This is a genomic window from Isoptericola halotolerans, from assembly GCF_003003075.1.
In the GTDB taxonomy this organism is placed as follows: domain Bacteria; phylum Actinomycetota; class Actinomycetes; order Actinomycetales; family Cellulomonadaceae; genus Isoptericola; species Isoptericola halotolerans_A.
This window is the reverse complement of the sequence record NZ_PVTX01000004.1, coordinates 192829-206716: the sequence shown is the minus strand read 5'-3', so window position 1 is coordinate 206716 and position 13888 is coordinate 192829. Positions and strand designations below refer to the sequence as shown.

General features: G+C 73.9%; 13 protein-coding genes. 10 read left to right on the top strand and 3 right to left on the bottom strand.

Features of this window, described 5'->3' with window-relative positions:
- Positions 1–96 precede the first annotated feature (96 nt).
- The 4 genes from BCL65_RS07910 to BCL65_RS07895 are packed head-to-tail and all read left to right on the top strand — an operon-like array spanning position 97 to position 5307.
- On the top strand, positions 97–2460 hold the full coding sequence (locus BCL65_RS07910) for a VanW family protein (RefSeq protein ID WP_106266809.1): 2364 nt from the start codon (positions 97–99) through the stop codon (positions 2458–2460).
- Positions 2460–3350 carry a hypothetical protein gene (locus BCL65_RS07905; protein WP_106266807.1) on the top strand — a complete coding sequence of 297 codons (891 nt, stop codon included), beginning with the start codon at positions 2460–2462 and terminating at the stop codon, positions 3348–3350. The genes BCL65_RS07910 and BCL65_RS07905 overlap by 1 nt, the downstream gene beginning before the upstream one ends.
- Positions 3347–4297, top strand: a complete 951-nt coding sequence (locus tag BCL65_RS07900) for a prephenate dehydratase (protein ID WP_243400856.1) — start codon at positions 3347–3349, stop codon at positions 4295–4297. Before BCL65_RS07905 ends, BCL65_RS07900 begins: the two co-directional genes overlap by 4 nt.
- Positions 4294–5307, top strand: coding sequence for a prephenate dehydrogenase (locus tag BCL65_RS07895; protein ID WP_106266973.1), 1014 nt, complete (start codon positions 4294–4296; stop codon positions 5305–5307). Before BCL65_RS07900 ends, BCL65_RS07895 begins: the two co-directional genes overlap by 4 nt.
- Positions 5308–5312: 5 nt before the next feature.
- Here the strand turns inward: BCL65_RS07895 and BCL65_RS07890 are convergent, their stop codons facing one another.
- Entirely contained in the window at positions 5313–5612 is a 300-nt protein-coding gene (locus tag BCL65_RS07890) for a hypothetical protein (RefSeq protein ID WP_106266805.1), read from the bottom strand.
- A 71-nt stretch (positions 5613–5683) separates the two neighbouring features.
- Here BCL65_RS07890 and fdxA point away from each other — a divergent pair, with 71 nt between their 5' ends.
- The 3 genes from fdxA (at position 5684) to BCL65_RS07875 (ending at position 8643) form a co-directional block, all read left to right on the top strand.
- Positions 5684–6001, top strand: coding sequence for a ferredoxin (fdxA, locus tag BCL65_RS07885; RefSeq protein WP_106266803.1), 318 nt, complete (start codon positions 5684–5686; stop codon positions 5999–6001).
- Between the two features lie 21 nt (positions 6002–6022).
- The gene (gene dapC, locus BCL65_RS07880) at positions 6023–7171 is read left to right on the top strand and encodes a succinyldiaminopimelate transaminase (protein WP_106266802.1); all 1149 of its coding nucleotides are present in this window, start codon (positions 6023–6025) and stop codon (positions 7169–7171) included.
- 170 nt (positions 7172–7341) lie between these two features.
- A complete protein-coding gene (locus BCL65_RS07875) occupies positions 7342–8643 on the top strand; it encodes a citrate synthase (RefSeq protein WP_106266800.1) in 1302 nt (433 codons plus the stop codon).
- A 371-nt stretch (positions 8644–9014) separates the two neighbouring features.
- On the opposite strand, the gene BCL65_RS07870 is transcribed toward BCL65_RS07875, so the two are convergent.
- Both BCL65_RS07870 and dapD read right to left on the bottom strand, forming a co-directional pair.
- On the bottom strand, positions 9015–9914 hold the full coding sequence (locus tag BCL65_RS07870; protein ID WP_106266799.1) for a hypothetical protein: 900 nt from the start codon (positions 9912–9914) through the stop codon (positions 9015–9017).
- Positions 9914–10879 (bottom strand): 2,3,4,5-tetrahydropyridine-2,6-dicarboxylate N-succinyltransferase, encoded by a 966-nt coding sequence (gene dapD, locus BCL65_RS07865; protein ID WP_106266797.1) that lies wholly within the window; start codon positions 10877–10879, stop codon positions 9914–9916. Before dapD ends, BCL65_RS07870 begins: the two co-directional genes overlap by 1 nt.
- A gap of 71 nt (positions 10880–10950) precedes the next feature.
- Here dapD and dapE point away from each other — a divergent pair, with 71 nt between their 5' ends.
- Genes dapE through folP form a run of 3 tightly spaced genes read left to right on the top strand, consistent with a single transcriptional unit; the run spans position 10951 to position 13803 of the window.
- The gene (dapE, locus tag BCL65_RS07860) at positions 10951–12063 is read left to right on the top strand and encodes a succinyl-diaminopimelate desuccinylase (protein ID WP_106266971.1); all 1113 of its coding nucleotides are present in this window, start codon (positions 10951–10953) and stop codon (positions 12061–12063) included.
- Positions 12064–12073: 10 nt separating this feature from the next.
- Positions 12074–12853, top strand: coding sequence for an LOG family protein (locus tag BCL65_RS07855; protein ID WP_106266795.1), 780 nt, complete (start codon positions 12074–12076; stop codon positions 12851–12853).
- The gene (gene folP / locus BCL65_RS07850) at positions 12850–13803 is read left to right on the top strand and encodes a dihydropteroate synthase (RefSeq protein ID WP_243400857.1); all 954 of its coding nucleotides are present in this window, start codon (positions 12850–12852) and stop codon (positions 13801–13803) included. Before BCL65_RS07855 ends, folP begins: the two co-directional genes overlap by 4 nt.
- Positions 13804–13888: the final 85 nt, after the last annotated feature.

Here is a 13888-nt window from a genome sequence, read left to right as displayed (position 1 = left end):
GCGCCGAGTAGGATTCGTGGGCGCGCGGGGATCCGCGCCCAGGACGTGAGCGTGGGGCAGCGCCGGCCCCCGACGAGACCAGCACGGAGCGTGTCGATGGGCAAGCCGACCGAGAGCGACGAGAACCTGCCCGAGCAGGGTGGCACCGCGTCACCGGCCAGCCCTGCGTCATCGGGCAGCACCGCGTCGCCGGGCAGCACCGCCTCGCCGGAGGTTCCCGAGCGGGCGCCCGCACCTGACGCCGGCGACGCCCGTCCACCGATCGTGACCGAGGTGCCGGGAGCGGCGCCGAGCGCGCCGGAGCCCAGCTCGTCGGCGCCGAGCACGAAGGCGCCCAGCACCGCGCGGCCGGACACGTCGCCGGCGGCGAGCACGCCCCAGCCGCCGAGCGCCCCCGCGGCGCCCAGCGCCCCGGCGGCGCCGAGCGCGCCCGCACCTCGGTCGGCGGCCCCGGCGGCGCCGAGCGCGCCCGCACCGGAGCCCGCTCCGGCGGCGCCGGTCGAGCCGGCAGGGTCGAGCAAGACGCCGCCCGCCGTCCAGGCCTCGGACGAGGCCGACGACGTGCCGTACCAGCCGACGGTGCGTGCCTACGAGCAGCGCCGGGTGATCGGCACCGCGGCGGTCGGCGGCGCCGGCACGGCCGCTGCCGGCGCCTCGACGGCCCCTGCGACCGAGGCGATCCAGACCGTGAGCGCGCCCACGGGGGGCGCCGTCCCGCCGTCGGGCACCGCCGGCACGCCGCTGGACGGCCTCCAGGGCGACGGCGCGCCCAGCCGCTGGCCGAAGGTGCTGCTCGGCGTCGCCGGTGGGGTCGTCGTCCTCGGCGGCCTGTACGTCGGTGCCCAGTGGTTCGTCGCGGACTCCGTCCCCTCGGGCACGACGGTGGCCGGTGTGGACATCGGCGGGCTCGACGCCGGTCAGGCCGTCAGCGCGCTGGAGAGCGGCCTCGGTCCCCGGGCGGCCGAACCGGTGACGGTGCAGGCCGGAGAGGTCTCGAGCACAGTCGACCCGGCGGAGGCAGGGCTCACGCTCGACGCCCAGGCGACGGTCGACGAGCTGACGGGGTTCTCGCTCGACCCGACCCGCCTCGTCGAGCACGTGGCCGGCGGCTCGGAGAACCCGCCGGTGGTGGACGTCGACCGCGCCGCCCTGACGTCGTCCGTCGAGTCGGTCGCGACCTCGCTCGCGACGGAACCCGTCGACGGGACCGTGCGCTTCGCGGACGGCGAGCCGGCGGCCACCGAGGCCGTCGACGGGACGCAGGTCGTGGTGGACGCCGCTGACGACGTGCTCGTCGAGTCGTGGCTGGTGACCACCGGACCCATCGAGCTGCCCACCGAGCCCGTGCCCCCGGCGATCGACCAGGCGGCCACGGACGAGGCCTACGCCGAGGCGGAGCAGATCGTCTCCGGTCCGGTCACCGTCGCCGTCGGGGAGCAGAGCCCGGAGCTGCCGGCGCGCGTCCTGGCCCGCTCGACGTCGTTCGTCCCGGCGGAGGGTGCGCTCGCCGCGGAGTTCGACGGCGATCGGCTCACCAGCGCCCTCATCGACCGCACCGACGACCTGCTGCGCGAGCCCGACGACGCCCGCTTCGAGTTCTCGGGCGGCGAACCCACCATCGTGGGCGGCGAGACGGGCACCACGCTGGACCCGGAGGAGGTCGCGACCGCCGTCGGGGAAGCGGCGCAGAGCACCGAGCGGGAGACATCGGTCGAGCTGGTCGAGGAGGACCCGGAGGACTCCGTGGCCTCCCTCGAGGAGCTGGGGGTCAAGGAGGTCGTCTCCGAGTTCTCCACGCCGCTCACCAGCGAGCCGATCCGTACCAAGAACCTGGTGCGGGGCGCCGAGCTGGTCAACGAGACCCTCGTCAAGCCTGGTGAGACGTTCTCGCTGATCGACACCCTGTCCCCGATCGAGACCTCGAACGGGTTCTTCGCCGCGGGCGTCGTGAGCAACGGTGTCCACGTCGACGCCGTCGGCGGCGGGCTGTCGCAGATGGCCACGACCACCTATAACGCCGGGTTCTTCGCCGGGTTCGACGACGTCGAGCACCGGCAGCACAGCTACTGGTTCAGCCGGTACCCGGCGGGTCGCGAGGCCACGATCTACGTCGGCGCGATCGACATGAAGTTCAAGAACGACACGCCCTACGGCGCGCTCATGCAGAGCTACGTCTCCGGTGGTCGGCTCCACGTGAAGATCTGGTCCACGAAGTACTACGACGTCGAGGAGTCCGACTCCGGCAAGCAGGACGTCGTGCCGATCAAGACGGTCGACAAGTCGGGCAGCCCGGACTGCGAGCCGTACTCCGGGGGCGAGGCCGGGTTCGCGATCACCGTCTACCGCAAGGTCTACCTCGAGGGCGAGCTCGTCAAGGACGAGTCCAACTTCTGGCGGTACAAGCCCGACGACGCGGTGAGCTGCAGCAAGCCGAAGGACGACGACGAGGACGAGGACTGATGCTCGGACGTACCGCCCGCGAGTCCTCGGCCCACGCCGCCCTCGCCGCCCACGACGCCGGCTGGTCCGGCGTCGCCGCCGGATCGCCGGTGCCGTCCGCGGTGTCCGACGAGACCGAGGAGCTGCTCGACCTCGGGACGACGTCGCAGGCGCTCGAGACGGTCGCGAGCATCGACGACCTCGCGGCCGTCGTGCACCTGGGCCATCCCGAGCAGCCGGCGCCGATGCTCGAGCAGGCGCTGCTGGCCGGGGCCCCGACGCTGCTGGTGACCGCCGCCGTGCCGGTCCGGCCCCAGTGGGTGTGGGTCGCACCACCAGGAGTCGTGGGCGGTCAGGTCGTGGTGGACGAGGCCGGGATGCGGGACTGCGCGGACACGCTCCGGTCCGTCGGCGTCAGCCCACGGCTGGTCCCGACCGCGACGCCGGTGGAGGAGCGCGCTGCGCTGGCGGGCGACCACGGCTCGCTGGTCGTCGAGCGCAGCCGGGTGCCGGCCGGTTGGGTGGAGGTGCCGGGCGGCGAACGCCTCGCCGAGCAGGGGCCGGTCTGGTACGGGCTGCTGGAGTCCGCCGACGCGTGGCCGCGCTTCGGCGGGTCCGCCCAGGTGTGGCTGGCCTTCGGCCCGTCGGACGACCACCGGGGCTCGCTGCGCGAGACGCTGGGCGTGCTGGCCGACGCCGGGGTCGACCTGCAGCACCTGCGCAGCCACCCCTCGGCGTTCGGTCCGCACGTGTTCCTCACGTCGTTCCGGTGCCCGCGGGTGACCGTGCTGGACGCGCTCGTGGCCGAGCTCGACGCGCGGTCCGTGGCCCACCGCACGCTGGCCGTGCTGCCGGGGGAGCGGTTCGAGCCGGGTCCGGACGCGCTGACGCCGCGCTGGGCGGGCGCGTGAGGATCGCCTACCTGGGACCGGAGGGAACCTTCACCCACCAGGCGGCCCGCACGTGGGCGCAGCGGTCCGCCGGCACCCCCGTGGAGGAGGTGCCGCTCGGCACGGTCGGCCAGGTGCACGACGCCGTGTCGTCCGGGGCGGTCGCCGGTGGCGTCGTCGCCATCGAGAGCTCCGTCGAGGGGCACGTCGTGCCGTCGCTGGACGCGCTGCTGGGCAGCGCCGACGTCGTCGCCGTGGACGAGGTGGTGCTCGACGTCTCCTTCGACGCCTTCGTGCGTCCGGGACACGGCGAGCTGACCGAGGCGACCGCCCACCCGCACGGGCTGGCCCAGTGCCACCGGTTCGTGGCAGGACGCGGGCTCACCCCCGTCCCCGCGGCGTCCAACGCGGCCGCCTGCCGCGACGTCGACCGGCACCAGGTGGCGCTGGGCCCCCGGTTGTGCGGCGAGCTCTACGGGCTCGAGACGCTCGCCGAGGCCGTCGAGGACTTCGCCGGGGCCCGCACGCGGTTCCTGGTGCTCGACCGGCGGGAGCGGGCGGCGGAGCGCTTCGCGGTGGGGCGCAGCGCGGCGCCCGACGGCGAGACCTCCTGGCGCACGATGCTCGCGGTCACGCCGGTGGTGACCGGCCCCGGGGTGCTCGCCCGGGTCACCGACGCGTTCGGCGCCCGCGGCGTGAACATGTCGAGCCTGGTGACCCGGCCGCTCAAGGCGCGCCAGGGCCAGTACGTGTTCGTCGTGACGCTCGACGCCGCGCCCTGGCAGCCGGGCGTGCAGGAGCTGTTCCGCGACCTCCTCGGTGCCGGTGACGCCCTCAAGGTGCTCGGGGCCTACCCCGCGGAGCCGGGGGAGGGCGGTCTCGAGGGACGACTGGCCGAGCACGTGCCCCTCGGCAGCGTGCGCGCGCACGACCCGGCCGCCGTCGTCGACCGGGGCCTGCTGTGGTGAGCGCCGGCGCCGCCGGGCGCGAGGACGCGCCTCGGGTCGCCGTCGTCGGGCTCGGGCTCATCGGCGGGTCGCTGGCCCGTCTGCTGGCCGCCCGGGGCGTCGACGTCGTGGCCACGGACGTGTCGGCCGCCACGCGCGCCGCCGCCCGGCGGGCGGGCCTGACCGTCGCCGACGACGTCGCGGGGTGCGTCGCGGACGCCGGCCTGGTGGTCCTCGCCACCCCGTTGCGGGCGATGCCCGCGGTGGCGGCCGACGTCGCCGCGCACGCCCCGGCATCGGCCACCGTGACCGACGTGGGCAGCGTCAAGGGGCCGGTGCGCACGGAGGTGCGCGCGGCGGGCCTGGGCGACCGCTACGTCGGCGCGCACCCGATGGCGGGGACCGAGCACAGCGGGTTCGACGCCTCGGAGGCTAGCCTGCTGGACGGGGTGCGCTGGGCCGTGACGGTCGACCCGGCGGTCGACCCGGCGCGGCTCGCCACCGTGCTGGAGCTGGTCACCGGACCGTGCGCCGGCACGGTCGCCGTCCTCACCGACGAGGTGCACGACGAGGCCGCCGCGCTGGTCAGCCACGTCCCGCACGTGGTCGCCACCCAGCTGCTGAACGCCGTGGCCGGCGCGCCCGTGCGCGACGTGGCGCTCGGGCTCGCCGCGGGAAGCTTCCGCGACGGCACGCGGGTGGCGTTCACCGACCCGGCGCGCACCGAGGCCATGGTCACCCAGAACGCCGCCTGGGTCGCGCCCGCGCTGCGCAAGGTGGTGCGGGACCTGGAGCTCGTGATCGAGGCGCTGGAGACCAACGCCTCGACGCACGCGTTCTTCCGCGCCGCCGACGCCGTGCGGCAGACCGGCCACCCGCCGGTGCCCGCCGGCGCGGCTCCCACCGCGGTGGAGCAGGTGCCGTTGACCGCGGGCTGGCCGGCGGCGCTGGTCGAGCGCTGCACGGCGGGCGCCGTCGTCGTCGGCCTCACCCCCACCTACGCCGAGGTAGTACCGCTCGCGCCGAGGTAGCGCGGTCAGTCGCGCGGGCGCGCCGGCCTCCGGGCGGGGCGCGGGGGCAGGACCTTGGCGGCCTCGACGTCGGCGGCCGGCACCCGCACCTGCTCGCCGGCGCCCGGCGAGTCCGGGCGGGCCGGGTCCCGCCGCAGGGTGATCCCGTCGGCGTCGGCGGCCACGACGACGCCGACGACGTCGGTCCAGCGCTGCCCGGACGCGCCCGCCTCCACGGGCGTGAGCCGACGGCGTACCACGGCCCGCGTGCCGGCCGGCCAGTCTCGCCAGTCGGACGATCCGGGGGACGCGTGCGGGTTTGTCACGTGAGCGATACTAGAGTGCCCCGAGAACGACCGGAGCGTGCTCCATCCCCGTGACCTGAAAGGGAACTGCAGTGACCTACGTGATCGCTCAGCCGTGCGTCGACGTCAAGGACAAGGCGTGCATCGAGGAGTGTCCCGTGGACTGCATCTACGAGGGCTCCCGCTCGTTGTACATCCACCCGGACGAGTGCGTGGACTGCGGGGCCTGCGAGCCGGTCTGCCCGGTCGAGGCCATCTACTACGAGGACGACGTCCCCGAGGAGTGGAAGGACTACTACCGCGCGAACGTCGAGTTCTTCGACGACCTCGGCTCGCCCGGTGGCGCGGCCAAGATGGGCGTCATCGAGAAGGACGACCCGATGATCGCCGGCCTGCCCCCGCAGGCCTGAGCGCCGCCGTCGGACGCGCGCATGGGTTTCACCGACCTGAGGTCCCTCGCCTACCCGTGGGACACCCTGGGTGACGTGCGCGCGACGGCGGCCGCTCATCCCGGCGGGATGGTCGACCTGTCGGTCGGCACACCCGTCGACCCGACCCCGGCGGTGGTCCGCGACGCCCTGGCCGGCGCTGCGGACGCCCCGGGGTACCCGCTGACGTACGGCACGCCGGCGCTGCGCGAGGCCGTCGCCGGCTGGTTCGCGCGGCGTCGCGGCGTCCCGGACCTCGACCCGGCCGGGGTCATGCCCACGGTCGGGTCCAAGGAGCTGGTGGGCCTCCTGCCGAGCCTGCTGCGGCTCGGCCCGGGCGACGTCGTCGTCCACCCCGAGATCGCCTACCCGACCTACGACGTCGGCGCGCGTCTCGCCGGCGCGACCCCCCTCCCGGCGGACGACGTCGCCGCGTGGGCCGGGCGTGACGACGTGCGCATGGTCTGGGTCAACTCGCCCTCCAACCCCACCGGGGCGGTGGCCGACGTCGAGCACCTGCGCTCCGTGGTGACGGCGGCCCGCGAGGTCGGTGCCGTCGTCGTGGGCGACGAGTGCTACGCCGAGCTGCCCTGGGACCCCAGGTGGGTCGGTCCGGACGGCTCGAGCCGCGTCCCCAGCCTGCTGGACCCGCGGGTGAACGGCGGCTCCCACGACGGCCTCCTGGTCGCCTACTCGCTGTCGAAGCAGTCGAACCTGGCGGGCTACCGGGCGGCGTTCGTGGCAGGCGACCCGGCGCTCGTGGGCGACCTGGTGGCGACGCGCAAGCACCTCGGCATGATCGTCCCCTCGCCCGTGCAGGCCGCGATGGTCGCCGCCCTGGGTGACGCTGACCACGTCGCCGCGCAGCGGGAGCGGTACCGGCGACGTCGGGAGGCGCTCCTGCCCGCGCTGCGCGCCGCGGGGTTCGCCGTCGACGACTCCGAGGCAGGCCTCTACCTGTGGGTCCGCCCGCAGGACGACGCCGCAGGTCCGACGACGTCCCGCGACCTGGCGCGGTGGTTCGCCGAACGTGGTGTGCTGGTCGGGCCGGGGGAGTTCTACGGCGCCGCGGGTGCGCGGCACGTCCGGGTGGCGCTGACGGCCGGCGACGACGCCGTCGCACGTGCTGTGGCGCGCATCACAGGTGCTTGACGCGGGGATTGGAACCGCATGGGATTGAGGGGTAGTTTCATCCGCAGGCCGAGGCTGCCCTGCGGAGACGCCCCCAGGTGGTCCCGAGCGGTAGTCCATGACATTGCCACGAGTTCGCGTGTCCCAGGTCCCGACGACGGGGCTCCGGGAGCCCGTCAGGGAAGGAAGACATGACGTCCACCCAGCAGACCCCCACGGTCGAGCTCACCGTCGACGGCAAGGCGCACGCCCTGCCCGTGGTGCCGGCCACCGAGGGGAACGACGGCATCGTCGTCTCGTCCCTGCTCAAGGAGACGGGGATGGTCACGGTCGACCCCGGCTTCACGAACACCGCCTCGTGCGAGTCGACCATCACCTACATCGACGGCGACCAGGGCATCCTGCGCTACCGCGGCTACCCGATCGAGCAGCTCGCCGACAGCTCGTCGTTCCTCGAGGTCTCTTACCTGCTGATCCACGGCGAGCTGCCCTCGGCCGAGCAGCTCGAGGCGTTCACCGACCGCATCAACCGGCACACCCTCGTGCCGGAGGCGTTCCGCACCTTCCTCGGCACCTTCCCGCGCGGCGGCCACCCCATGGCGATCATGGCCTCGGCCGTGAACGCGCTCGCGACGTACTACCCGGAGTCGCTGGACCCGCACGACGACGACGCCGTCGAGCTGGCGACCGTGCTCATCCTCGCTAAGATCCGCACGATCACCTCGTACGTGCACCGCTCGATGCGTGACGAGCCGCTGCTCTACCCCGACGCGGCGCGCGGCTACGTCGACGACTTCCTGCGTATGACCTTTGCCCGCCCCTACGAGGAGTGGGAGGCGAACCCGACGGTCGTCTCGGCGATGGACAAGCTGCTCATCCTGCACGCCGACCACGAGCAGAACTGCTCGACGTCGACCGTCCGCATCGTGGGGTCCTCCAACGCGACGCTGTACGCCTCGGTGTCGGCGGGCATCAACGCCCTGTCCGGCCCGTCGCACGGCGGCGCCAACGAGGCCGTGCTGCTCATGCTCGAGAAGATCCGCTCCGGTGACGACTCCGTCGAGACCTTCATGAAGAAGGTCAAGAACAAGGAGGCCGGCGTCCGGCTCATGGGGTTCGGTCACCGGGTCTACAAGAGCTACGACCCGCGTGCCGCCATCGTCAAGAAGCACGCGGACGCCGTGCTCGACGAGCTGGGTGCCAAGGACGAGCTGCTGGACATCGCCCGCGGCCTCGAGGAGATCGCGCTGAGCGACGACTACTTCGTCGAGCGCAAGCTCTACCCGAACGTCGACTTCTACACCGGCCTGATCTACCAGGCCATGGGCTTCTCCCCGGCGATGTTCACCCCGCTGTTCACGCTCGGTCGGATGCCCGGCTGGATCGCCCAGTGGCGCGAGATGTCGAAGGACCCGCAGACGAAGATCGGCCGCCCGCGGCAGATCTACACCGGCCCGACAGCCCGCGACTACGTCTCGCTCGACAACCGCTGACCACCCCGCCGAGATAGTGCCGCTCGCCCCGAGGTAGCGCCCCGCCCGCCGAGGTAGTGGCGCGCGGCGCGAGGTAGTGGGCCGTCCGCCGAGGTAGTAGCGCGCGGCGCGAGGTAGTGCCCGACGGCGTGAGGGAGCGCCGGGCGGGAAGCTCAAAGCCGGGTGTCGGGTCCCGTGCACGGTCGTCAGTCCCGAAGTGGAGGGCGCCCTGCGCCCGTGAACGCGACCGTGCACGGGACCCGACACCCGGCGGAACCCGACCCACCCCGCACTACCTCGACACGCGAGGTACTACCTCGGCGCAAGCGCCACTACCTCGCGCAACCTGTCACTACCTCGGCGTGAGCGCTACTACCTCGCGCAACGGGTTACTACCTCGGGGCGTCCGTGGGCGTGCCCAGCGTCACGGTGACCGTGCCCCGAGCGAGCGGCTCCGACCCGGCGTCGAGGGGCGACCAATCGCCCGACGCCCGTGTCCAGACCAGCCCCTCCGCCCGGACCTCGGCGGTACCGGTCGCCTTCGCCGTCGCCACCGCCCAGTGGGCCACGGTCCACGTGGACCGCTCGGCGCTCTCGAAGGGCAGCACGCCGGCGTCGATCGTGGTCAGCGCCCCGTCGGCGCTCACCGCCTCACCGGGGACACCGAGGTCCCGCGCCAGCAGCTTCGGGACCTCGACGAGCTCGTCCTCGGCGGCGACGGCGAACAGCTCGCACGTGACCGACCCGGGAGAGTGCCCGGTCAGCGAGGAGGCCCATGCCCGCGCGAGCGTCTCGTGCTGGGCGTACGCGTCCGGGAAGGCGGACCGCTGCACCGCCTGGGCTGCCACCGTGACCTCGAGGTCCTGCCAGCCGTCGACCTGCTCGAGCCCCGCGTAGAACCTGTTCGTCGAGTACACGGGGTCCATGATCTCCGTGGTCGTTCCCCAGCCCTGGGACGGCCGTTGCTGGAACAGGCCCAACGAGTCCCGGTCGCCGTAGTCGATGTTGACGAGGCTCGACTCCTGCAGCGCCGTCGCGAGCCCGATCGTGCCCGCTCGCGCCGGCAGGCCGCGCTGGATCGAGGTGCCCACCACGAGCGCCGCGTTCTCCGCCTGGACAGGGGCGAGCTCCCAGCCCGTCCCGTCGAGGGTGGCGGTGCACCGCTCCCGGTTCAGTGCGGGCTCGCGGGCGGACAGGAACCAGATGACTCCGGCCACCGCCCCCACACCGACGGCCAGGATGGCGACGACGGCGACCGCCGAACCAGCGGCGGAGCGCCGTCGTCGGCTCATCAGTTGGCGTGCAGGGCGGCGTTGAGCTCCACGCCCGAGGCGCGGGCGAGCACCTCGACGGCCCCCGTGCGCGAGTTGCGGCGGAACAGGAGGTTGTCGCGTCCGGCCAGCTCGAGCGCCTTGACGACGCGCGGCTCGCCCTCGTCGCCCATCTCTCCGAGCACCGTGCACTTGGTCCCGGCCGTGACGTACAGGCCGGCCTCGACGACGCAGTCGTCGCCGAGGGGGATGCCGAGGCCGGCGTTGGCCCCGAGCAGGCAGCGCTCACCGATCGAGATGATCTGCTTGCCGCCGCCGGACAGGGTCCCCATGATCGAGGCGCCGCCACCGACGTCGGAGCCGTCGCCGACGACGACGCCGGCCGAGATCCGGCCCTCGATCATCGAGGCGCCCAGGGTGCCCGCGTTGAAGTTCACGAAGCCTTCGTGCATGACCGTGGTGCCCTCGGCCAGGTGCGCGCCGAGCCGCACCCGGTCGGCGTCGGCGATCCGCACTCCGGACGGCACGACGTAGTCGACCATGCGCGGGAACTTGTCGATGCCGTACACCGTGACGGGCTTGTCCGTCGACGCGCGCAGGCGCAGGCGGGTGATCTCGAAGCCCTCGACGCTGCACGGTCCGTGGGAGGTCCACACCACGTTGGTGAGCCTGCCGAACAACCCGTCGAGGTTCAGCCCGTGGGGCGCCACCAGCCGATGGGAGATCAGGTGCAGCCGCAGGTAGGCGTCCGCGGCGTCGGTCGGCGGCGCGTCCAGGTCGATCTCGGTGCGCACGACGGCGACGTCCACCCGCCGCGCGTCGTCCCGCTGCGAGAGGGCCGCGAGATCGGCCGGCACGTCGACGTCGTCGGGCGCCACCCCCAGCTGGGGAGCGGGGTACCAGACGTCGAGCGTGCTGCCGTCGTCGGCCACGGTCGCGAGGCCGAGTCCCCAGGCGGTGCGGTCAGAGGTGGTGGGCGTCGTCATGGGAGCAGCCTATCGGCGCGGGGTGGCACGATGAACGCGTGACCAGCCAGCAGAATCGCTTCGATCCCGTCCTGTTCGACCCGGTGGAGATCCCCACGTCCGACCTCGTGGACGTGCTCGCCGCGGTGTGCGACATCGAGTCCGTCTCGGGGGACGAGGAGGCGTTGGCCGACGCCGTCGAGGCGCTCCTGCGCGGGCAGCCCCACCTGGAGGTGACCCGCGACGGGGACGCCGTCGTCGCGCGCACGCTGCTCGGCCGGGACCGTCGGGTCGTGCTGGCGGGCCACCTCGACACCGTGCCGCTCACCGACCCGCCGAACCTGCCGACGCGTCTGGAGGGCACCGGCGACGACCGCGTCCTGTGGGGGCGCGGCACCGTCGACATGAAGGCGGGTATCGCGGTGATGCTGGCGCTCGCCGTCGAGCTAGGACGTCCCGGCAGCGAGCCGGTCGTGGACCTGACCTACGTGTTCTACGACCACGAGGAGGTCGAGGCGTCCAAGAGCGGGCTGGGGCGGCTGGCGCGGAACCACCCTGAGCTGCTCGCCGGTGACTTCGCCGTCCTCGGCGAGCCGACCGCGGCCGACATCGAGGGCGGCTGCCAGGGCACGATCCGTGTCGACGTGCGCACCCGCGGCGTCGCGGCCCACTCGGCGCGGTCCTGGCGGGGAGAGAACGCGATCCACGCCGCCGCGCCGATCCTCGCCCGGCTCGCGGCCTACGAGGCGGCCGAGGTCGAGGTCGACGGCCTCGTCTACCGCGAGGGCATGAACGCCGTCGGGATCCGCGGCGGCATCGCGGGCAACGTGGTGCCGGACGCCTGCACCGTCACCGTGAACTACCGGTTCGCCCCCTCGCGCACGCTGGCCGAGGCCGAGGCGCACCTGCGCGAGCTCTTCGACGGCTACGAGGTGACGGTCACCGACTCGTCGCCGGCCGCGCGCCCGGGTCTCGACGAACCGCTCGCCGCCGAGTTCGCCGCGGCGGTGCTCGCGCTCACCGGCGGCGTGCCGAAGCCCAAGTTCGGGTGGACCGACGTCGCGCGCTTCGCGGAGCTCGGTATCCCCGCGGTCAACTTCGCCCCGGGCGACCCCTCGCTGGCCCACGCCGACGACGAGCGGGTGCCGGTACGCGAGCTCGCCATGTGCCGCGACGCGCTGCGCACCTGGCTGCGCGGTCAGTAGTGTCGGTCCCATGAGCGACCGTACCGACGAGGGTGTCCAGCAGACCGGCCAGGGGTACCGCAAGGGGCCCGTCCTGCTGCGCGGCACCGAGATCCCTGACACCACCACGGACCAGCGGTTGCTGGCCCCGGGGGACGGGACCGACTGGGTGCACTCGGACCCGTGGCGGGTGATGCGCATCCAGGCCGAGTTCGTCGAGGGGTTCGGCGCGCTCGCCGAGGTCGGCCCGGCCGTCTCGGTGTTCGGCTCCGCCCGCACACGACCCGACCACGAGGACTACCAGCTCGCCGTGGAGGTCGGCCGCCGGCTCGTCGACGCGGGCTACGCGGTGATCACCGGTGGCGGCCCCGGCATCATGGAGGCCGCGAACAAGGGCGCGTCGGACGCCGGCGGGACGTCGATCGGGCTGGGCATCGAGCTGCCCTTCGAGCAGGGCATGAACGAGTACGTCAACCGTGGCGTCAGCTTCCGGTACTTCTTCGCGCGCAAGACGATGTTCGTCAAGTACGCGCAGGGGTTCGTCGTGCTGCCGGGCGGGTTCGGCACCTTCGACGAGCTCTTCGAGGCGATCACCCTCGTCCAGACCCACAAGGTCACCGGGTTCCCCCTGGTGCTCGTCGGGACCGACTACTGGGGCGGCCTGCTCGAGTGGGTGCGCACCGCCGTCGTGGACCGCGGCATGATCAACCCCACCGACCTCGACCTGCTCCACCTGACCGACTCCGCCGAGGACGCGGTGGAGCACGTCGTCGAGCGAGGCCGGGCGCTGGCCGCCGAGTTCCGCTCGTGATCCCGCCCGCGGGCGCACCCCTCGTGCTGCGCGGCCGCGAGGTCGGCCGCGGGCCCGGCGGGGTGTCCCGCCCGGTGGTCATGGCCATCGTCAACCGCACCAGCGACTCGTTCTACGCGCCGGCCCGGTTCGCCGACGACGGCCCGGCGCTCGCGGCCGCCCACGCCGCGTGGGCCGAGGGCGCCGCGATCCTCGACGTCGGCGGGGTCCGGGCGGGCACCGGCCCCGAGGTGGGCGTCGCCGAGGAGATCGATCGCGTGGTGCCGTTCCTCGAGCGGGTGCGCGCCGAGCTGCCCGACCTGCTCCTGAGCGTCGACACCTGGCGCTCCGAGGTCGCCCGCGCAGCCGTCCGCGCCGGTGCGGACCTCATCAACGACACGTGGGCCGGTCACGACCCGGCGCTGGTCGAGGTCGCGGGCGCGGCCGGGGTGGGCGTCGTCTGCTCGCACACGGGCGGGGCGCGGCCCCGCACCGACCCCTGGCGGGTGGAGTACCCGCCGGGCGCCGGCGGCGCTGACGGCACCCAGCACGGCACCCCCGAGGATCCGCGCGACGGCGTCACCCAGGACGTGCTGACGACGTTGCGCGACGCGGCCGAGCGGGCCGTCGCGTGCGGTGTGCCGCCGTCGTCGGTGCTCGTGGACCCCACGCACGACTTCGGCAAGAACACGTGGCACTCGCTGCACCTCCTGCGCCGCACGGAGGCGCTCGCCGGGCTCGGGTTCCCCGTCCTCATGGCGCTGAGCCGCAAGGACTTCGTCGGGGAGACGCTCGACCTCCCGCCGGCGGACCGGCTGCCGGGCACGCTCGCCGCGACGGCGCTCGCGGCGTGGCACGGCGCCCGGGTCTTCCGTGCGCACGACGTCGCGGCGACGCGGCAGGCGCTCGAGATGGTGGCGGCCGTCCGCGACGAGGCGCCGCCTCGTGCGGCTCTGCGCGGGATGGCGTGACCAGGGACGACCCGGCCCGCAGTAGAATGGTGAGGCACGCCTCGAGCTGCGTGGCCGTGCCGGCAGCGTTGACCCGTCGCCGGGG

Coding starts and splice junctions, on each gene's coding strand:
- BCL65_RS07910 (WP_106266809.1), top strand. CDS start 97: ATGGGCAAGCCGACCGAGAGCGACGAGAACCTGCCCGAGCAGGGTGGC.
- BCL65_RS07905 (WP_106266807.1), top strand. CDS start 2,460: ATGCTCGGACGTACCGCCCGCGAGTCCTCGGCCCACGCCGCCCTCGCC.
- dapC (WP_106266802.1), top strand. CDS start 6,023: ATGGGTTTCACCGACCTGAGGTCCCTCGCCTACCCGTGGGACACCCTG.
- BCL65_RS07875 (WP_106266800.1), top strand. CDS start 7,342: ATGACGTCCACCCAGCAGACCCCCACGGTCGAGCTCACCGTCGACGGC.
- BCL65_RS07870 (WP_106266799.1), bottom strand. CDS start 9,914: ATGAGCCGACGACGGCGCTCCGCCGCTGGTTCGGCGGTCGCCGTCGTC.
- dapD (WP_106266797.1), bottom strand. CDS start 10,879: ATGACGACGCCCACCACCTCTGACCGCACCGCCTGGGGACTCGGCCTC.
- BCL65_RS07855 (WP_106266795.1), top strand. CDS start 12,074: ATGAGCGACCGTACCGACGAGGGTGTCCAGCAGACCGGCCAGGGGTAC.